Below are 14,801 nucleotides of genomic sequence, written 5' to 3'. Positions count from 1 at the left end.
GCGGATTGACAAGATCCAGGCAAGCTGAGCGTTCCCTGGGTAAGGTCTGCACCCATGGAGACCACCGGGGCGGATGTAAGGGATGCGGGTTCGACTCTTACAGGCGTGCCGATGGTCTCGATGAAGGCGGTCAACAAGCACTTCGGTGCCCTGCATGTGCTCAAGGACATCAACCTTGAGGTCGATCGCGGCGAGGTGATCGTCGTGCTGGGGCCGTCCGGATCGGGCAAGTCGACGTTGTGCCGCACCATCAATCGCCTCGAACCGATCGACTCGGGCACGATCGCGATCGACGGTGAGGTGCTGCCCGCCGAAGGAAAGAAGCTGGCGCAGCTGCGGTCCGATGTAGGCATGGTGTTCCAGTCCTTCAACCTCTTCGCGCACAAGACGATTCTGCAAAACGTCACGCTTGCGCCGATGAAGGTGCGCAAGAAGTCCAAGGCCGAGGCCCGCGAAAAGGCGATGGCACTACTGGAGCGGGTTGGCATCGCCAACCAGGCGGACAAGTATCCGGCGCAACTGTCCGGAGGCCAGCAGCAGCGCGTGGCGATCGCGCGGTCACTGGCGATGAACCCGAAGGTCATGCTGTTCGACGAGCCCACCAGCGCGCTGGATCCCGAGATGATCAACGAAGTCCTCAACGTGATGACGTCGTTGGCCAAGGAGGGGATGACCATGGTGGTTGTCACCCACGAGATGGGTTTCGCCCGCGGCGCCGCCAACCGCGTCGTCTTCATGGACGGCGGGGCAATCATCGAGTCCGCCGAGCCGGCCGAATTCTTCAGCAACCCGAAAACCGATCGCGCCAAAGACTTTCTCAGCAAGATTCTCAAGCACTGAAGCATTGAAGCCAGGCGAAAGGAACCGAACATGCCGTCCCTCAAAGTGCGTGTCGCAGCTGCCATTGCACTCGCCATCGCATTGCCCTTCTCGGCGACCGCGTGTGGCGGTGGTGGTGGCGGAGGCGACAAGATCGTCATCGGAACGAAGTTCGATCAGCCGGGCCTCGGGTTGAAGAACCCCGACGGCACGATGAGCGGCTTCGACGTCGACGTCGCCAAGTACGTTGCCAAGCAACTCGGGTACGGCGAGGACAAGATCGAGTGGAAGGAATCGCCTTCCGGGCAGCGCGAGACGCTGATCCAGAACGACCAGGTGAAGTTCATCGCCGCCACATACTCGATCACCGACGCCCGCAAGCAGAAGGTCGACTTTGCAGGCCCCTATCTGCTGACCGGTCAGAGCCTGCTGGTGCGCTCGGACAACACTGACATCACCGGACCGGAGTCCTTGCAGAACAACAAGAAACTGTGCTCGGTTTCGGGTTCGACGCCGGCGCAGCGCATCAAGGACAAGTACCCCGGGGTGCAGCTACAGCAGTACGACACCTACTCGGCGTGCGTGGAGGCGCTGAAGAACGGCGCGATCGACGCGGTCACCACCGACCAGGTGATCCTGGCCGGCTACGCGGCGCAAAGCCCCGGCGCATTCAAGGTCGTCGGCGGGACGTTCTCAGAGGAGCGTTACGGCATCGGCCTGAAGAAGGGCGACACCGACCTGCGGACCAAGATCAACGACGCTATCACCAAGATGGAGGCCGAAGGCGCGTGGAAGGCGGCCTGGGACAAGAACCTCGGCCCGGCGGGCCTGCCCGCACCGACGCCACCACCCGTCGACAAGTAGCCGAGCCGCGCCCACGTGGAGATCTTCACCAAGTACCAAGACCAGATCTTCGAGGCGTTCTGGACGACCATCCAGCTGACGGCTTACTCGGCTGTCGGAGCGCTGATCTTGGGCACGCTGCTGGCCGCGATGCGGCTCGCGCCGATCCCGATGCTCAACTGGATCGGCACGTCGTATGTCAACACGGTGCGCAACACGCCGCTGACACTGATCATCCTGTTCTGTTCGTTCGGCTTGTCCCAGACACTCGGGATCACGCTGGTGGATTCGAAGTCGCTGACGTCGATCGAGGACAGCAACTTCCGGCTGGCGGTACTCGGGTTCACCGTCTACACGGCGGCGTTCGTGTGTGAGACGGTGCGGTCGGGTGTGAACACGGTGCCGCTTGGTCAGGCGGAGGCGGCACGGTCGCTGGGCCTGACGTTCGCGCAGAATCTGCGAATCGTGCTGCTGCCGCAGGCATTTCGCGCCGTGATCAGCCCGCTCGGCTCGGTGTTGATCGCATTGACGAAGAACACCACCATCGCCTCGGCGATCGGCGTGGCGGAAGCGGCGCTGTTGATGAAGACGATGATCGAGAACGAGGCCGCGCTGATTTACATCGGCGCGATCTTCATGGTCGGATTCGTCATCTTGACGCTGCCGATGGGCCTGTTCTTCGGCTGGCTGGGTAAGCGACTGGCGGTGGCACGGTAGATGGCGGGTTCGGTTCTCTTCGACGCACCGGGACCGCGCGCGCGGGCACGGAACCGGGTGTTCAACGTCGTCACGGCGGTGGTGGTCGCGCTCGTGATCTGGGTGGTGTACTCCCAGCTGAATTCGAAGGGTCAGCTGACCGCCGCGAAGTGGCAACCGTTCCTGACGGCCAACCTGTGGAAGACCTACATCCTGCCCGGTGTGCAGGGCACACTCACCGCCGCCGCGGTGTCGATCGTGCTGGCGCTTGTGCTGGGATTCCTGCTCGGTGTGGGACGGCTGTCCACGCACCCCGCCATCCGGTGGTCGTCCGCGGTGATCGTCGAGTTTTTCCGCGCGGTGCCGGTGCTGATCATGATGATCTTCGCGTACTTCCTATACGCGACCTACGACGTGTTCCCCTCGAAGCATCTGGCGTTGGCGGGCGTCATCACGGGCCTGACGCTGTACAACGGCGCAGTCATCGCCGAGATCGTCCGCGCCGGCATCAACGCGCTGCCCCGCGGACAGTCGGAGGCCGCGTCCGCACTGGGCCTGCGCTGGGGTCAGACCATGCGGTCGATCCTTCTGCCGCAGGCCGTCACGTCGATGTTGCCGGTGCTGATCTCCCAGATGGTGGTGGTCCTCAAGGACACCGCGATCGGCTACCAGATCACCTTCCTCGAGATGGTGCGCCAAGGAACTCAGGTCGGCTCGGCGTACGGCAACTACATCCCCGCGCTGATCGTCATCGCAGTGTTGATGATCAGCGTCAACTTCACGCTGTCCTGGTTCGCGACTTGGTTGGAGGGCCGCATGCGCCGCTCCCGCAGGGGTCCGGAGCCCATGCATATCCAGCCCGTCACACAGGGCACGTTCGGCGCCGGCGCCGGCGGCACTATTTGACCACCGGCGCCGATTGAACCCAGCGATCATCTGGTTCGTGCCCAGAGAGTGGTTCGCGCCGTTTCGATTGTCGCCATCGTCGCAATGATCGCGCTGAGCGGCTTTGTTCGAACACCGCCAGTGCCGAGCAGCTCCCTATCGCGGCCTTCTCAGCCGGCCGTCGCGCTGACGGCGGTGACGCAGCCGTTGATGGCACCAACGGCGCTCGCACCGTTGCCACCTCAGGACCCGCTCACTCAACAGATCAACTTCCACATCGCATTTGTCGGGGACTTCCTTGCGACGGGCGCAGCGCTGTTCGCGCGCGAGTTTGCGATCCCCGGCACCCTGCTGCAGAACATCGGACAAGGCACTTCGATACCCGACGCACTCGGACGGGCACTCGTGGACTTCGCGCAGGTCGAACTTGACGCCGGCCGCGAGTTGGTGAGATTTGCCGTGCAGTACGTGAACTTTCAGATTGGCTTTGTCGCCAACATCCTGCGCAACGTCGTCTCGTTCGTCATGGCCATACCTACCGCGATCGGTGCATTCTTCGGGGGCATGACTGCTCAGCCCGTCACGGAGCCGACCGTGCCGGCACCGGCGTTGTCCACCAACGCAACCCGATCGAGCCAGATACCCGGCGATACTGTTGACGCCCCGACCTTGCGAACCACCGCCGCGGCGGCGTCATCAAGTGATGACGCGCGAAACGGTGGTCATTCGACAGAAGCCGCACCCGTGGCCACCGTAGCTGAGAGCGCAGCCCCGAAAGAGCCGAAAGAGCCTGCGGCCGTGGAGGATCTGGTGAAACCGGCAACGGTGAGCGCCCAGGGCGAGGTCAAGAAGGCGGCGGCAGAACCCGGGGGAACCGACCGCACCACCGCTGTCGACGCGACGACCGACGTCCACCAAACTGCCGCGCAGAAGCCGCCGCTCAAGCACGACGCGACTCATGACGGCAGTGACCGTAAGGACGAGCCGACCTCGAGCAAGCAGGACGACTCAGACCGCTAGACCCGCCGCCGTTCCCGCTCGCCCGCCAGCTCGCTGGTGACCACGTCGAGCGCCATCGACTGGCTGTAGCCGCGGCGGGCCAGCATTCCGACGAGCCTGCGCGCGACCTTGGTGTCGTCGTCGCCGAGCTTCTCGCGGCGCAGCTTGTCGCGGACCAGCTGCTCAGCCCGCTCCCGCTCCGCTCCGGCATCGATGTCGGCCAGCGCGGCGGTGATCACGTCGTTGTCCACGCCCTTGTTCCGCAGCTCAGCAGCCAAGGCGCGCTTGCCTTTTCCGGCGTTGACCCGACGGGAGCGGACCCACTGCTCGGCGAAATCCTCGTCGTTGACCAGACCGACCTGCGCCAGCCGGTCGAGCACTCGCTGGCTGACCTCGTCGGGGTATCCCCGCTTGGCCAGCTGCCCTTCGAGCTCCGACCTGGTGCGTGCCCTCGCGGTGAGCAGGCGCAGACACAATGCCCGCGCCTGCTCCTCGCGGGATGCCTCAGAAGTCGACGGGGGCGGGCAGGACGCCATCGTTGGTGAGGTCATCGGTGATCACCGCGCCAATGCCGAGCTTTTCCTTGATCTTCTTCTCGATCTCGTTGGCCACGTCGACGTTTTCGATCAGGAAGGTGCGGGCGTTCTCCTTGCCCTGGCCGAGCTGCTCGCCCTCGTAGGTGAACCAGGAACCGGACTTGCGGATGAAGCCCTGCTCGACACCCATGTCGATCAACGAGCCTTCCCTGCTGATGCCCTTGCCGTACAGGATGTCGAACTCGGCTTGCTTGAACGGCGGCGACACCTTGTTCTTCACCACCTTGCATCGGGTGCGGTTGCCGACCGCGTCGGTGCCGTCCTTGAGGGTTTCAATCCGCCTGACGTCCAACCGAACCGAGGCGTAGAACTTCAAAGCCTTTCCGCCCGTTGTCGTCTCGGGTGAGCCGAACATGACACCGATCTTCTCGCGGAGCTGATTGATGAAGATCGCGGTGGTGCCCGCATTGTTCAGCGCGCCAGTCATTTTCCGCAGCGCCTGGCTCATCAGCCGGGCCTGAAGTCCGACGTGGCTGTCGCCCATCTCGCCTTCGATCTCCGCGCGTGGCACCAGCGCGGCAACCGAGTCGATGACCAGGATGTCGATCGCGCCGGAGCGAACCAGCATGTCGGCGATCTCCAACGCCTGCTCACCGGTGTCCGGCTGGGACACCAGCAGCGAGTCGGTATCCACGCCGAGATTCTTGGCGTACTCCGGGTCCAGCGCATGCTCGGCGTCGATGAACGCCGCGATCCCGCCGGCCGCCTGGGCATTGGCGACCGCGTGCAGCGCGACGGTGGTCTTACCCGACGACTCCGGGCCGTAGATCTCGACCACCCGGCCGCGCGGCAGACCGCCGATGCCGAGGGCCACATCCAGCGCAATCGAGCCGGTCGGGATGACAGATATCGGCTGGCGCACCTCTTCGCCGAGCCGCATCACCGAGCCTTTACCGAAGTTCTTGTCGATCTGCGCGAGCGCCAGCTCGAGGGCCTTCTCGCGATCAGGTGCCTGCACCATGGGTGGTCTCCGTCCTTGTGCGTGTTCGGTGATCGGTTTTCGATCAGTTGGCCGTGACGCTAGCCAGGGGGTCTGACAGCTGGCGTGGGCGACGTTCGAACAACGCCCACAGTAGACGAACACGTGTTCGACTCAAGGAGACACGCCGGGCAAGTGCAAGCTGACCGGAAATGATTGGACGATCCCGGCAAGAAGGCAGGTCACAGGCGTAGCTTCGGCACCATGCATGCGCGAGAAGATGTTCGCATCCCATCCCATGGCGAGCAGCTCGCCGCCTACCTCTACCGGCCCGAGTCGACCCGGGAAGACGTGCCCTGCGTCGTCATGGCCCACGGCTTTTCCGCGACCCGTGACGACGGACTGCCGGCCTACGCGGAGGCGTTCCGCGATGCCGGCTTCGCCGTCGTGCTGTTCGACTACCGGTACTTCGGCGCGTCGACGGGACAGCCGCGTCAGCTGCTCGACATCGGCCGCCAGCACGACGACTACCACGCGGTCATCGCGTGGACCCGCCAGCTCGACGGAATCGACCCCGACCGGATCGTGCTGTGGGGCTCGTCGTTCAGTGGCGGTCACGTCCTTGCCGTCGCGGCGGACGATCCACGCATCGCCGCGGTCATCTCCCAGGCGCCGTTCACCGATGCGATCCCGACTCTCATGCACGTCCCGCTGAAGAACATTGTCCGCCTCGGCGTCGCCGCCGTCTGGGATCAGTGGTGCGGCTGGCGGGGCCGTCCGCCGCGGCTTGCGCCAGCCGTGGGGGAACCAGGCACACTGGCGGCGATGACGACACCGGGCGCCAAATCCGGATTCGAGGCCTTGGTTCCGCCGGAGTCGTTGTGGCGCAATGAATTCGCCGCCCGCCTGATGCTGCGGTTCCCGCTCTACCGGCCCGGACTCAAGACAGCGCAACTGGCCATGCCGCTCCTGGTCTGCGTTTGCGACAACGACACCACGACACCGCCGGGGTCGACGATCAAGGCCGCCAACCGCGCCCCACACGGCGAACTCCGCCACTATCCCTACGGGCATTTCGACATCTACACCGATCCGGCGGTCAAGACCGATCAGGTCGACTTCCTTCGGCGGGTGGTCACCGGAGTGGCCGCATGATTCGAATGCTGGACGCTTCGACAGTGTCGGTCCTATCGTGAGGCTAACCGCCCAGAACGGGGCAGACATGCACGAGATGGCGATAACGCAGAGCGTCGTCGACGCGGTGTGTGAGCATGCCGCCGGTCGTCGCGTGCACAGCGTCAAACTCGAAATCGGCGCACTGTGCGCGGTGGTGCCCGACTCGATGCAGTTCTGCTTCGAACTCGCCACCGAAGGCACCGTGGCCGACGGCGCCCGACTCGATCTGGATGTGCAACCCGGCGCTGCCCGCTGCCGCACGTGTGCCAACAACTTCGAATTGGACGACCTGATCTTGTTGTGCCCCTGTGGAAGTGCTGACGTCGAAGTGCTCGCCGGGCGTGACCTGAAAATCCTCTCGATGGAAGTGAGCTGACCATGTGCGCGACGTGTGGCTGCGGCGACGATTCAGCGGTGATCACCGTGGCCGGCGAGCACCGCCACGATCACCACCATCCGCACGATCACGATCACGGTCACGTCCACACCGAAACCATCTCGCTGGAGCAGAAGGTTCTGGCGAAGAACGACCTCATCGCCGAGCAGAACCGCGCATGGCTGGCGCAGCGGAATGTCCTTGCGCTCAATATCACCAGCTCGCCCGGAGCCGGTAAGACGACGCTGCTCGAGAGGACGATCCGCGAGCTGACCCCGAGCCACGACATCAACGTCATCGAAGGCGATCAGGAGACGCTGCTCGACGCCGAACGCATCCGCGCGGCGGGGGCCAGAGCCGTTCAGGTCAACACGGGGGCCGGCTGCCATCTCGACGCCGAGATGGTGCGGCGGGCGCTCGCAACGCTGGACCCGGCCCCGGGATCGCTGTTGTTCATCGAGAACGTCGGCAACCTGGTGTGCCCCGCGCTGTTCGATCTGGGTGAAGACAGCAAACTCGTCGTCATCTCCGTGACCGAGGGCGCAGACAAACCGCTCAAGTACCCACACATGTTTGCCGCGGCCGGGCTCATCGTCCTGAACAAGATCGACCTACTGCCCTACGTTGAGTTTGATCTTGAAAGCTTCCGCACGTCCGCCCGGTCTATCAACCCCACCGCGGAAATCTTGCCGATATCAGCTACGACCGGCGATGGTATCGCTGCGTGGTACGAGTGGATCGAAGTTCGCGCAAACGCGCACCATGTCACAACGATCCGTTGACAAGACATTCGGTCGGGAGTAGACCAAAAAGTTAGCGCTGGAGAAGTTGGCGCAAACGTCGAAACCTCTGAACAGGGGTCGCCAGCCCCGGCCCCAGAAAGCTGTGACGCATGCCAAGCGAGGCAGCAGTCAAAGCGGAAGAGGCGCTGATTCACGTTCTGTGGATCAACGCGGGTTTGAGTTGTGACGGTGATTCTGTGGCGCTGACTGCCGCCACCCAACCCAGCATCGAGGAGATCGCCCTTGGCGCGCTTCCCGGTCTGCCCAAGATCGCCGTCCACTGGCCCCTGATCGATTTCGAATGCGGTCCCAACGGCGGCGCAGACGACTTCCTGGAATGGTTCTTCAAGGCCGAGCGCGGAGAGATCGACCCGTTCGTCCTTGTCGTCGAGGGGTCCATTCCGAACGAGCAGATCAAGGACGAGGGCTACTGGTGCGGGTTCGGTAACAACCCCGCGACCGGTCAGCCCATGACGACAAGCGAATGGCTGGATCGATTGGCGCCCAAGGCCACCGCCATCGTTGCGGTGGGCACGTGCGCCACGTACGGCGGCATCCACGCCATGGCCGGCAACCCGACCGGAGCGATGGGAGTGCCCGATTACCTCGGGTGGGACTGGAAGAGCAAGGCAGGTATCCCGATCGTCTGTGTTCCCGGCTGCCCGGCCCATCCGGACAACATGGCCGAGACGCTGACCTATCTGCTCTACATGGCGACCGAGCAGGCGCCGATGATTCCGCTCGACGACGCGCTACGACCACAGTGGCTGTTCGGTCAGACGGTACACGAGGGGTGTGACCGGGCCGGCTACTACGAGCAGGGCGACTTCGCGGACGAGTACGGGTCGCCGAAATGCATTGTGAAGCTCGGCTGCTGGGGTCCGGTCGTGAAATGCAATGTGCCCAAGCGCGGTTGGATCAACGGCATTGGTGGGTGCCCGAACGTCGGCGGCATCTGCATCGGCTGCACGATGCCCGGCTTCCCCGACAAGTTCATGCCGTTCATGGATGAACCACCCGGTGCGCATGTTTCTTCAACCATGTCGGGTCTTTACGGGTCGGTCATCCGTGGCCTCCGGCACGTCACCGGCCGCACTGTCGACAAGGAGCCGCGCTGGCGGCATCCGGGCACCAAACTCGAGACCGGCGCAACGCGCACCTGGTAGCGAGCACGCTTCGGCGCGCGCGGCGATCGAGTTGTCAAACCTCGGATCGTCTTGTGGCGCAGCAGATCAACCAGAGAGAGAAGTTCGATGACAACGACCATCCCCGAACCGTCACACGTGAAGCGCGATCCTGGCCAACTGGTGGAGATGGCGTGGGATCCGATCACGCGCATCGTCGGCAGCCTGGGCATCTACACGAAGATCGACTTCGACAACCGCGAGGTGGTCGAATGCCACAGCACGTCCTCGATCTTCCGCGGCTACTCGCTGTTCATGAAGGGCAAGGATCCTCGGGATGCCCATTTCATCACCAGCCGTATCTGCGGTATCTGCGGTGACAACCACTGCACGTGCTCGGTGTACACGCAAAACATGGCCTACGGGGTGCGTCCACCACACCTCGGCGAATGGCTGATCAACCTCGGCGAGGCCGCGGAATACATGTTCGACCACAACATCTTCCAGGAGAACCTGGTTGGGGTGGACTACTGCGAGAAGATGGTGGCCGAGACCAATCCCAGTGTGCTCGCCAAGGCCGAGAACACCCAGGCGCCGCATGCCGATATGCACGGTTACCGCACGATCGCCGACATCATGCGGGCGCTCAACCCGTTCACCGGCGACTTCTATCGCGAGGCCCTTCAGGTCAGTCGGTGGACGCGAGAGATGTTCTGCCTCATGGAAGGCAGGCACGTGCATCCGTCCACGCTGTATCCGGGCGGAATCGGCACCACCGCAACGGTTCAGCTGATGACCGACTACATGACCCGGCTGATGCGCTACGTCGAGTTCATGAAGTCGACGGTGCCGATGCACGACGACCTGTTCGACTTCTTCTACGAAGCGCTGCCCGGCTACGACCAGGTCGGGTTGCGTCGCACGCTGCTGGGCTGCTGGGGTTCGTTCCAGGACCCGGAGCATTGCAACTTCGCCTACAAGGACATGGAGAACTGGGGCCGCAAGATGTTCGTCACCCCGGGCGTGGTCGTCGACGGCAAGCTCGTCACGACGTCCCTGGTGGACATCAACCTGGGGATTCGAATCCTGTTGGGTCACAGCTATTACGACGACTGGACCGATCAGGAGATGTTCGTCAAGACCGATCCGCTCGGCAACCCGGTCGACCGGCGCCATCCGTGGAATCAGCACACCAATCCCAAGCCGCAGAAGCGCGACTTCGACGAGAACTACAGCTGGGTGATGTCGCCGCGGTGGTTCGACGGTAAGGATCATCTTGCGCTGGACACCGGCGGAGGCCCGCTGGCGAGGTTGTGGTCCACCGCGCTGGCCAAACTGGTCGACATCGGATACGTGAAGTCGACGGGTACCAGCGTGCAGATCAATTTCCCGAAGACCGCCCTGAAGGGTCCGGTTTCATTCGAGTGGCACGTCCCGAAATACGGCAGCAATACGATCGAGCGCAACCGCGCCCGCACGTACTTCCAGGCCTACGCCGCGGCCTGCGCGCTGCATTTCGCCGAGAAGGCGCTGACCGAAATCCGTGCCGGCAACACCCGCACGTGGGAGAAGTTCGAGGTGCCCGACGAGGGCATCGGCTGCGGATTCACCGAAGCGGTACGAGGTGTGCTCAGCCATCACATGGTGATTCGCGACGGCAAGATCGCCAACTACCACCCGTATCCCCCGACACCGTGGAATGCCAATCCACGGGATAGCTACGGGACACCGGGACCGTATGAGGATGCGGTTCAGGGCCAGCCGATCTTCGAGGAGAACGACAGGGAGCACTTCAAGGGCATCGACATCATGCGCACCGTGCGCAGTTTCGACCCATGCCTGCCGTGCGGCGTACACATGTATCTGGGCAAGGGAAAGACCTTGGATCTGTTGCACTCCCCCACCCAATCCGCGACCGGGGAATAGGGAATGGGCCCGCCTGGATCGCCAAGCCCGGACGAGGGTACCCAGGGTGACGCGCAGTGGCGCTCGGCGGGTGATCGGATACAGACACTGCTCGACGCCAGCGCCGCCGGTGGCGCCGCTGCGCGTGAACGCGCCGAACAGTTGGTCCGTGAAGTAACCGACCTATACGGCGCCGGACTCGAGCGGATGATGCACGTGGCCGTCGCCGCGAATCCCGAACTGGCCGAGGAGTTCACCCGCGACAATCTGGTGGCCAGCCTGCTGTTGGTGCACGGCCTGCACCCGCACAGCGTCGAGAGACGCATTCACGACGCGCTGAAAACCGTACGGCCGTACCTCGGTTCACACGGAGGCGACGTGTCGCTGCTCGGAGTCGACGGCGACGTCGTCCGGCTACAGTTCTCGGGAAGCTGCAAGAGCTGTCCCTCGTCGGCTGTGACGCTCGAACTGGCGGTCGAGGATGCCGTCCGGGCCGCCGCGCCGGAGATCTCCTCCATCGAAGTGGTTGCGGCCGAGACGGATTCGGCGTCAGGCGTGATTCCGGCACAGTCATTGCTCGACCGGGTGCACGCCAACGGTCATCGCCCCTCTTCATGGCATCCCATCCCGGAAGTGGCCGCACTGCAAGACGGCGAAGTCGGCGGATTTCTGGTCGCAGGCGCGCCGGTGCTGGCCTGCCGCGTCGGCGAGAACCTCTTCGCCTACGGCGACCGATGCGGCAACTGCACGGCCTCGCTGGCCGGAGCTCAGCTCGAAGGCGCGGTGTTGCGCTGTCCGCGTTGCGATGCCGGTTTTGACGTCATCCGCGCCGGCGCAGGCCTCGACGGTTCTGGTCACCTGGACCCCATCCCGCTGCTCGTGCGCGATGGCGTGCTCTCGATGGCAGTCGTCGAGGCGGTCGCATCATGACGACAAACGCCTACGACGTGCTCGCACGAATCCGGGCCAACCGTCAGGCGCCCCGGCCCGGGGAGAGATGCGAGATGTGTTCGGAGGACATCGGCTCCGAACACCAACACGTAGTCAACGTCGAAGGCAGACAACTGATGTGCGTCTGCCGGGGCTGCTACCTTCTGTTCACCGACCGCCACGCAGAACTGCGGTACCGGGCAGTGCCCGATCGCTACCTCGCATTCGAAGACTTCGGCCTGGACCGTCGCCGCTGGGAGGCGTTGCAGATTCCGGTCGGTTTGGCGTTCTTCTTCCGCAATTCGACGCTTGGCCGCATGGTCGCCTTCTATCCAGGGCCGGCGGGCGCCACCGAATCAGAGTTGGACATGGCGGCCTGGAACGACATCCGCTCGGCCGACCCGCGCGTGGACATGGTGGCCGATGACACCGAGGCGCTGCTGGTTCGGGTGCCCGAAGACGACACGGAGCCGCCCCGATGTCATCTGCTGCCGATCGACGCGTGTTATGAGTTCGTCGGCAGGCTGCGGCTGCTGTGGCGGGGCTTCGACGGCGGCCAGGACGTACGCACGTTCATGGACGAGTTCTTTGAGACGATCGACGGCAGAAGCAGGGTGGTCACCCGATGACTGGCGAGCGAGTAGTGCAGGCGGATCGCGCATGACAGAGGTGACCTTCGCGGTACTCGATGTCGCGCCCGAACCGTACGCGGTGACACCGATTCTGACCGCCAGGGTCGGTATCGCGGCCGATGGTGACGAGCCGGTCCACGCCATCGCACTGCGTTGTCAGATCCGCATTGAGCCGCTGCGCAGGCCATACTCCGACGCCGAGGCCGAGGGCCTGATCGACTTGTTCGGCCCACGCGAACGCTGGGCCAGCACGCAGCACACGTTTCTGTGGCAGCACGCCACCGTCATGGTTCCCGGCTTCAGCGGCGCCACGCAGGTCAACCTTCCGCTGGAGTGCACGTACGACTTCGAGGTCGCTTCGGCCAAGTATCTGCACGCCCTGCGGGACGGGTCGATACCGCTGCAGTTCCTGTTCAGCGGAACGGTTTTCATCCAGGGCACGAAAGGTTTTGCGGTGCAGCAGGTGCCGTGGGACCGCGAGGACCGCTACGACTTGCCGGTCTCGGTGTGGCGTGACCTGATCGCCCAGCACTACCCCAACACCGGCTGGCTGCGCCTGAGCCGCGACACCATCGAGGCGCTCGCGACCTACCGTTCATCGAGGGGGCTGCTGTCGTTTGACGACGCGATCACCTCACTGCTTCCCGCCAGCACGAGCAGTGACCTCCGATGACCGCGGATTGGGACCGGGCCCGCGCCGTCGCCGATGCGGTGTTGTACGAGGGGTATCTGCTGTATCCCTATCGGGCGACATCGGGGAAGAACCAGTCGCGCTGGCAGTTCGGGGTTTTGGGACCACCGGGCGCCGAGGACGCCGGCATCGGCGAAAACGACACGTTGTCGGCGCAGGTACTGGTGCAACCACTCGGTCCCACAACAATTTCAGGCGTGGTGCGTTTCCTGCAACTGCAGCACCGCAGCGCGCAACGCACACTCCCCGGTGGTGGATTCGAATCCGTCGACGAACTCGTCGCAGGCCCACGCGCGTGGCTCACGTGGGACGAGGCCGTCGCGTGCGAAGTGCCGTTCGGGCCGATCGGGCTGGCGAGCCTCCCTCGTGTGCTTGAGATTTCGATCCCCGCGGGCACGGATATCGAACCCGTCGAAACCGGCAGGCTCGTCCGCAGCCGGCGAGCACTGCACGGACAACTCGCGATCGCTGCTGAACCAGCGGGTGAGTTGGTCCGGTTGACGTTCGACGTGCGCAACATCGCGGCACCAGCCGCCGACAAGGACCAGGCGATCGCTGCATCGATGATCGGCACACATCTGCTCGTCGAAACCTCCGATGGACAGTTCGTTTCATTGCTCGAACCGCCCGACTCGGCCGCTGACGCGGTGGCGACATGCCGTCAGCACCGCTGCTTCCCGGTGCTCGCTGGCGCGCCAAACGAGCGCGACCTGATACTCGTCTCACCGATCATCCTCTACGACCATCCCGAGATTGCCGAGCAGAGCGAAGGCGCGCTGTACGACTCCACGGAGATCGACGAGATCCTCACCCTGCGCGTGATGACGATGACCGATGAGGAGAAGGCCCAAGCCCGCGCCACCGATCCGCTTGCCGCGCAGATCATCGACCGTTGTGACTCGATGTCGCCAGAGGCGATGCTGAACCTGCACGGCGTGTTGCGCAGTCCACGCGCGACCACCACGGACGCCGGTTTGATACCGGAGATTCCCGATGGCGTCGACTGGTGGGATCCTTTGGCGGACACCGCCGTTCGTCCGGAGATCGACGCTGTTCTGGTTAACGGAGTGCGCATCACCCGCGGCAGCCGAGTCCGGTTGCGGCCGTCGCGCAGGGCCGATGCGCAGGATCTGTTCTTCGCCGACAAAGTCGCTCGGGTCACCTCCGTGCACGAGGATGTCGACGGTGAGCAGCACATCGGTGTGGTGCTGGACGACGACCCGGCGGCCGACTTGCACGACTGGTACGGCCGCTATCTGTACTTCGCACCGGATGAGATTGAACCGCTTGAGGAAAGGAGTTCGAGATGGAAGTAGTGGGCTGGATCGCCGTGGTGGCCGTAGGGATCATCGTCGTCGGTGGGGTCGTGTTGGGGGTGCGCTCGTTGCCGGACGCCCGGCGCTACCTGAAGATGCGCCGCATGTAGCA

General features: G+C 64.0%; 17 protein-coding genes. 15 read left to right on the top strand and 2 right to left on the bottom strand.

The features are described from left to right. Positions 1-111 precede the first annotated feature (111 nt). The 5 genes from ACWW36_RS20085 (at position 112) to ACWW36_RS20065 (ending at position 4,263) form a co-directional block, all read left to right on the top strand. A complete protein-coding gene (locus ACWW36_RS20085) occupies positions 112-840 on the top strand; it encodes an amino acid ABC transporter ATP-binding protein (RefSeq protein WP_456142562.1) in 729 nt (242 codons plus the stop codon). 30 nt (positions 841-870) lie between these two features. Continuing rightward, positions 871-1,683: a glutamate ABC transporter substrate-binding protein gene (locus ACWW36_RS20080; protein WP_456137729.1), complete on the top strand. Its 813-nt coding sequence runs from the start codon at positions 871-873 to the stop codon at positions 1,681-1,683. Between the two features lie 15 nt (positions 1,684-1,698). Further along, a complete protein-coding gene (locus ACWW36_RS20075; protein ID WP_456137728.1) occupies positions 1,699-2,379 on the top strand; it encodes an amino acid ABC transporter permease in 681 nt (226 codons plus the stop codon). Further along, positions 2,380-3,264 (top strand): amino acid ABC transporter permease, encoded by an 885-nt coding sequence (locus ACWW36_RS20070; protein WP_456137727.1) that lies wholly within the window; start codon positions 2,380-2,382, stop codon positions 3,262-3,264. Positions 3,265-3,438: 174 nt separating this feature from the next. Then, positions 3,439-4,263 carry a hypothetical protein gene (locus tag ACWW36_RS20065; protein ID WP_456137726.1) on the top strand — a complete coding sequence of 275 codons (825 nt, stop codon included), beginning with the start codon at positions 3,439-3,441 and terminating at the stop codon, positions 4,261-4,263. On the opposite strand, the gene recX is transcribed toward ACWW36_RS20065, so the two are convergent. Both recX and recA read right to left on the bottom strand, forming a co-directional pair. Beyond that, positions 4,260-4,778: a recombination regulator RecX gene (gene recX / locus ACWW36_RS20060; RefSeq protein ID WP_456142561.1), complete on the bottom strand. Its 519-nt coding sequence runs from the start codon at positions 4,776-4,778 to the stop codon at positions 4,260-4,262. The genes ACWW36_RS20065 and recX overlap by 4 nt on opposite strands. Next, positions 4,747-5,799: a recombinase RecA gene (gene recA / locus ACWW36_RS20055; RefSeq protein ID WP_456137725.1), complete on the bottom strand. Its 1,053-nt coding sequence runs from the start codon at positions 5,797-5,799 to the stop codon at positions 4,747-4,749. Before recA ends, recX begins: the two co-directional genes overlap by 32 nt. A 222-nt stretch (positions 5,800-6,021) precedes the next feature. On the opposite strand from recA, the gene ACWW36_RS20050 reads away from it, so the two are divergent. The 10 genes from ACWW36_RS20050 to ACWW36_RS20005 all read left to right on the top strand — a co-directional run bounded on the left by ACWW36_RS20050 (position 6,022) and on the right by ACWW36_RS20005 (position 14,799). After that, positions 6,022-6,912 carry an alpha/beta hydrolase gene (locus ACWW36_RS20050; RefSeq protein ID WP_456137724.1) on the top strand — a complete coding sequence of 297 codons (891 nt, stop codon included), beginning with the start codon at positions 6,022-6,024 and terminating at the stop codon, positions 6,910-6,912. A gap of 67 nt (positions 6,913-6,979) precedes the next feature. Beyond that, entirely contained in the window at positions 6,980-7,309 is a 330-nt protein-coding gene (hypA, locus tag ACWW36_RS20045; RefSeq protein WP_456142560.1) for a hydrogenase maturation nickel metallochaperone HypA, read from the top strand. A 2-nt stretch (positions 7,310-7,311) separates the two neighbouring features. Further along, positions 7,312-8,091, top strand: coding sequence for a hydrogenase nickel incorporation protein HypB (gene hypB / locus ACWW36_RS20040; protein WP_456137723.1), 780 nt, complete (start codon positions 7,312-7,314; stop codon positions 8,089-8,091). Between the two features lie 110 nt (positions 8,092-8,201). Further along, positions 8,202-9,257, top strand: coding sequence for an NADH-quinone oxidoreductase subunit B family protein (locus tag ACWW36_RS20035; protein WP_456137722.1), 1,056 nt, complete (start codon positions 8,202-8,204; stop codon positions 9,255-9,257). 87 nt (positions 9,258-9,344) lie between these two features. Beyond that, positions 9,345-11,141 (top strand): nickel-dependent hydrogenase large subunit, encoded by a 1,797-nt coding sequence (locus ACWW36_RS20030; protein WP_456137721.1) that lies wholly within the window; start codon positions 9,345-9,347, stop codon positions 11,139-11,141. A 3-nt stretch (positions 11,142-11,144) separates the two neighbouring features. Beyond that, positions 11,145-12,050 (top strand): NifU family protein, encoded by a 906-nt coding sequence (locus ACWW36_RS20025; RefSeq protein WP_456137720.1) that lies wholly within the window; start codon positions 11,145-11,147, stop codon positions 12,048-12,050. Next, positions 12,047-12,679, top strand: coding sequence for a DUF5947 family protein (locus tag ACWW36_RS20020; RefSeq protein ID WP_456137719.1), 633 nt, complete (start codon positions 12,047-12,049; stop codon positions 12,677-12,679). Before ACWW36_RS20025 ends, ACWW36_RS20020 begins: the two co-directional genes overlap by 4 nt. A gap of 31 nt (positions 12,680-12,710) precedes the next feature. Beyond that, positions 12,711-13,355, top strand: a complete 645-nt coding sequence (locus tag ACWW36_RS20015) for a DUF6084 family protein (protein ID WP_456137718.1) — start codon at positions 12,711-12,713, stop codon at positions 13,353-13,355. Next, on the top strand, positions 13,352-14,689 hold the full coding sequence (locus ACWW36_RS20010) for a hypothetical protein (protein WP_456137717.1): 1,338 nt from the start codon (positions 13,352-13,354) through the stop codon (positions 14,687-14,689). The genes ACWW36_RS20015 and ACWW36_RS20010 overlap by 4 nt, the downstream gene beginning before the upstream one ends. After that, entirely contained in the window at positions 14,680-14,799 is a 120-nt protein-coding gene (locus tag ACWW36_RS20005) for a DUF6893 family small protein (protein WP_456137716.1), read from the top strand. Before ACWW36_RS20010 ends, ACWW36_RS20005 begins: the two co-directional genes overlap by 10 nt. The last annotated feature ends 2 nt before the right edge of the window (positions 14,800-14,801 follow it).

It is taken from the genome of Mycobacterium sp. MMS18-G62 (assembly GCF_053877835.1).
This window is presented reverse-complemented; position numbering and strand designations above follow the sequence as displayed.

Coding starts and splice junctions, on each gene's coding strand:
- ACWW36_RS20085 (WP_456142562.1), top strand. CDS start 112: ATGGTCTCGATGAAGGCGGTCAACAAGCACTTCGGTGCCCTGCATGTG.
- ACWW36_RS20080 (WP_456137729.1), top strand. CDS start 871: ATGCCGTCCCTCAAAGTGCGTGTCGCAGCTGCCATTGCACTCGCCATC.
- ACWW36_RS20070 (WP_456137727.1), top strand. CDS start 2,380: ATGGCGGGTTCGGTTCTCTTCGACGCACCGGGACCGCGCGCGCGGGCA.
- recX (WP_456142561.1), bottom strand. CDS start 4,778: ATGGCGTCCTGCCCGCCCCCGTCGACTTCTGAGGCATCCCGCGAGGAG.
- recA (WP_456137725.1), bottom strand. CDS start 5,799: ATGGTGCAGGCACCTGATCGCGAGAAGGCCCTCGAGCTGGCGCTCGCG.
- ACWW36_RS20050 (WP_456137724.1), top strand. CDS start 6,022: ATGCATGCGCGAGAAGATGTTCGCATCCCATCCCATGGCGAGCAGCTC.
- hypA (WP_456142560.1), top strand. CDS start 6,980: ATGCACGAGATGGCGATAACGCAGAGCGTCGTCGACGCGGTGTGTGAG.
- hypB (WP_456137723.1), top strand. CDS start 7,312: ATGTGCGCGACGTGTGGCTGCGGCGACGATTCAGCGGTGATCACCGTG.
- ACWW36_RS20035 (WP_456137722.1), top strand. CDS start 8,202: ATGCCAAGCGAGGCAGCAGTCAAAGCGGAAGAGGCGCTGATTCACGTT.
- ACWW36_RS20030 (WP_456137721.1), top strand. CDS start 9,345: ATGACAACGACCATCCCCGAACCGTCACACGTGAAGCGCGATCCTGGC.
- ACWW36_RS20025 (WP_456137720.1), top strand. CDS start 11,145: ATGGGCCCGCCTGGATCGCCAAGCCCGGACGAGGGTACCCAGGGTGAC.
- ACWW36_RS20020 (WP_456137719.1), top strand. CDS start 12,047: ATGACGACAAACGCCTACGACGTGCTCGCACGAATCCGGGCCAACCGT.
- ACWW36_RS20015 (WP_456137718.1), top strand. CDS start 12,711: ATGACAGAGGTGACCTTCGCGGTACTCGATGTCGCGCCCGAACCGTAC.
- ACWW36_RS20010 (WP_456137717.1), top strand. CDS start 13,352: ATGACCGCGGATTGGGACCGGGCCCGCGCCGTCGCCGATGCGGTGTTG.
- ACWW36_RS20005 (WP_456137716.1), top strand. CDS start 14,680: ATGGAAGTAGTGGGCTGGATCGCCGTGGTGGCCGTAGGGATCATCGTC.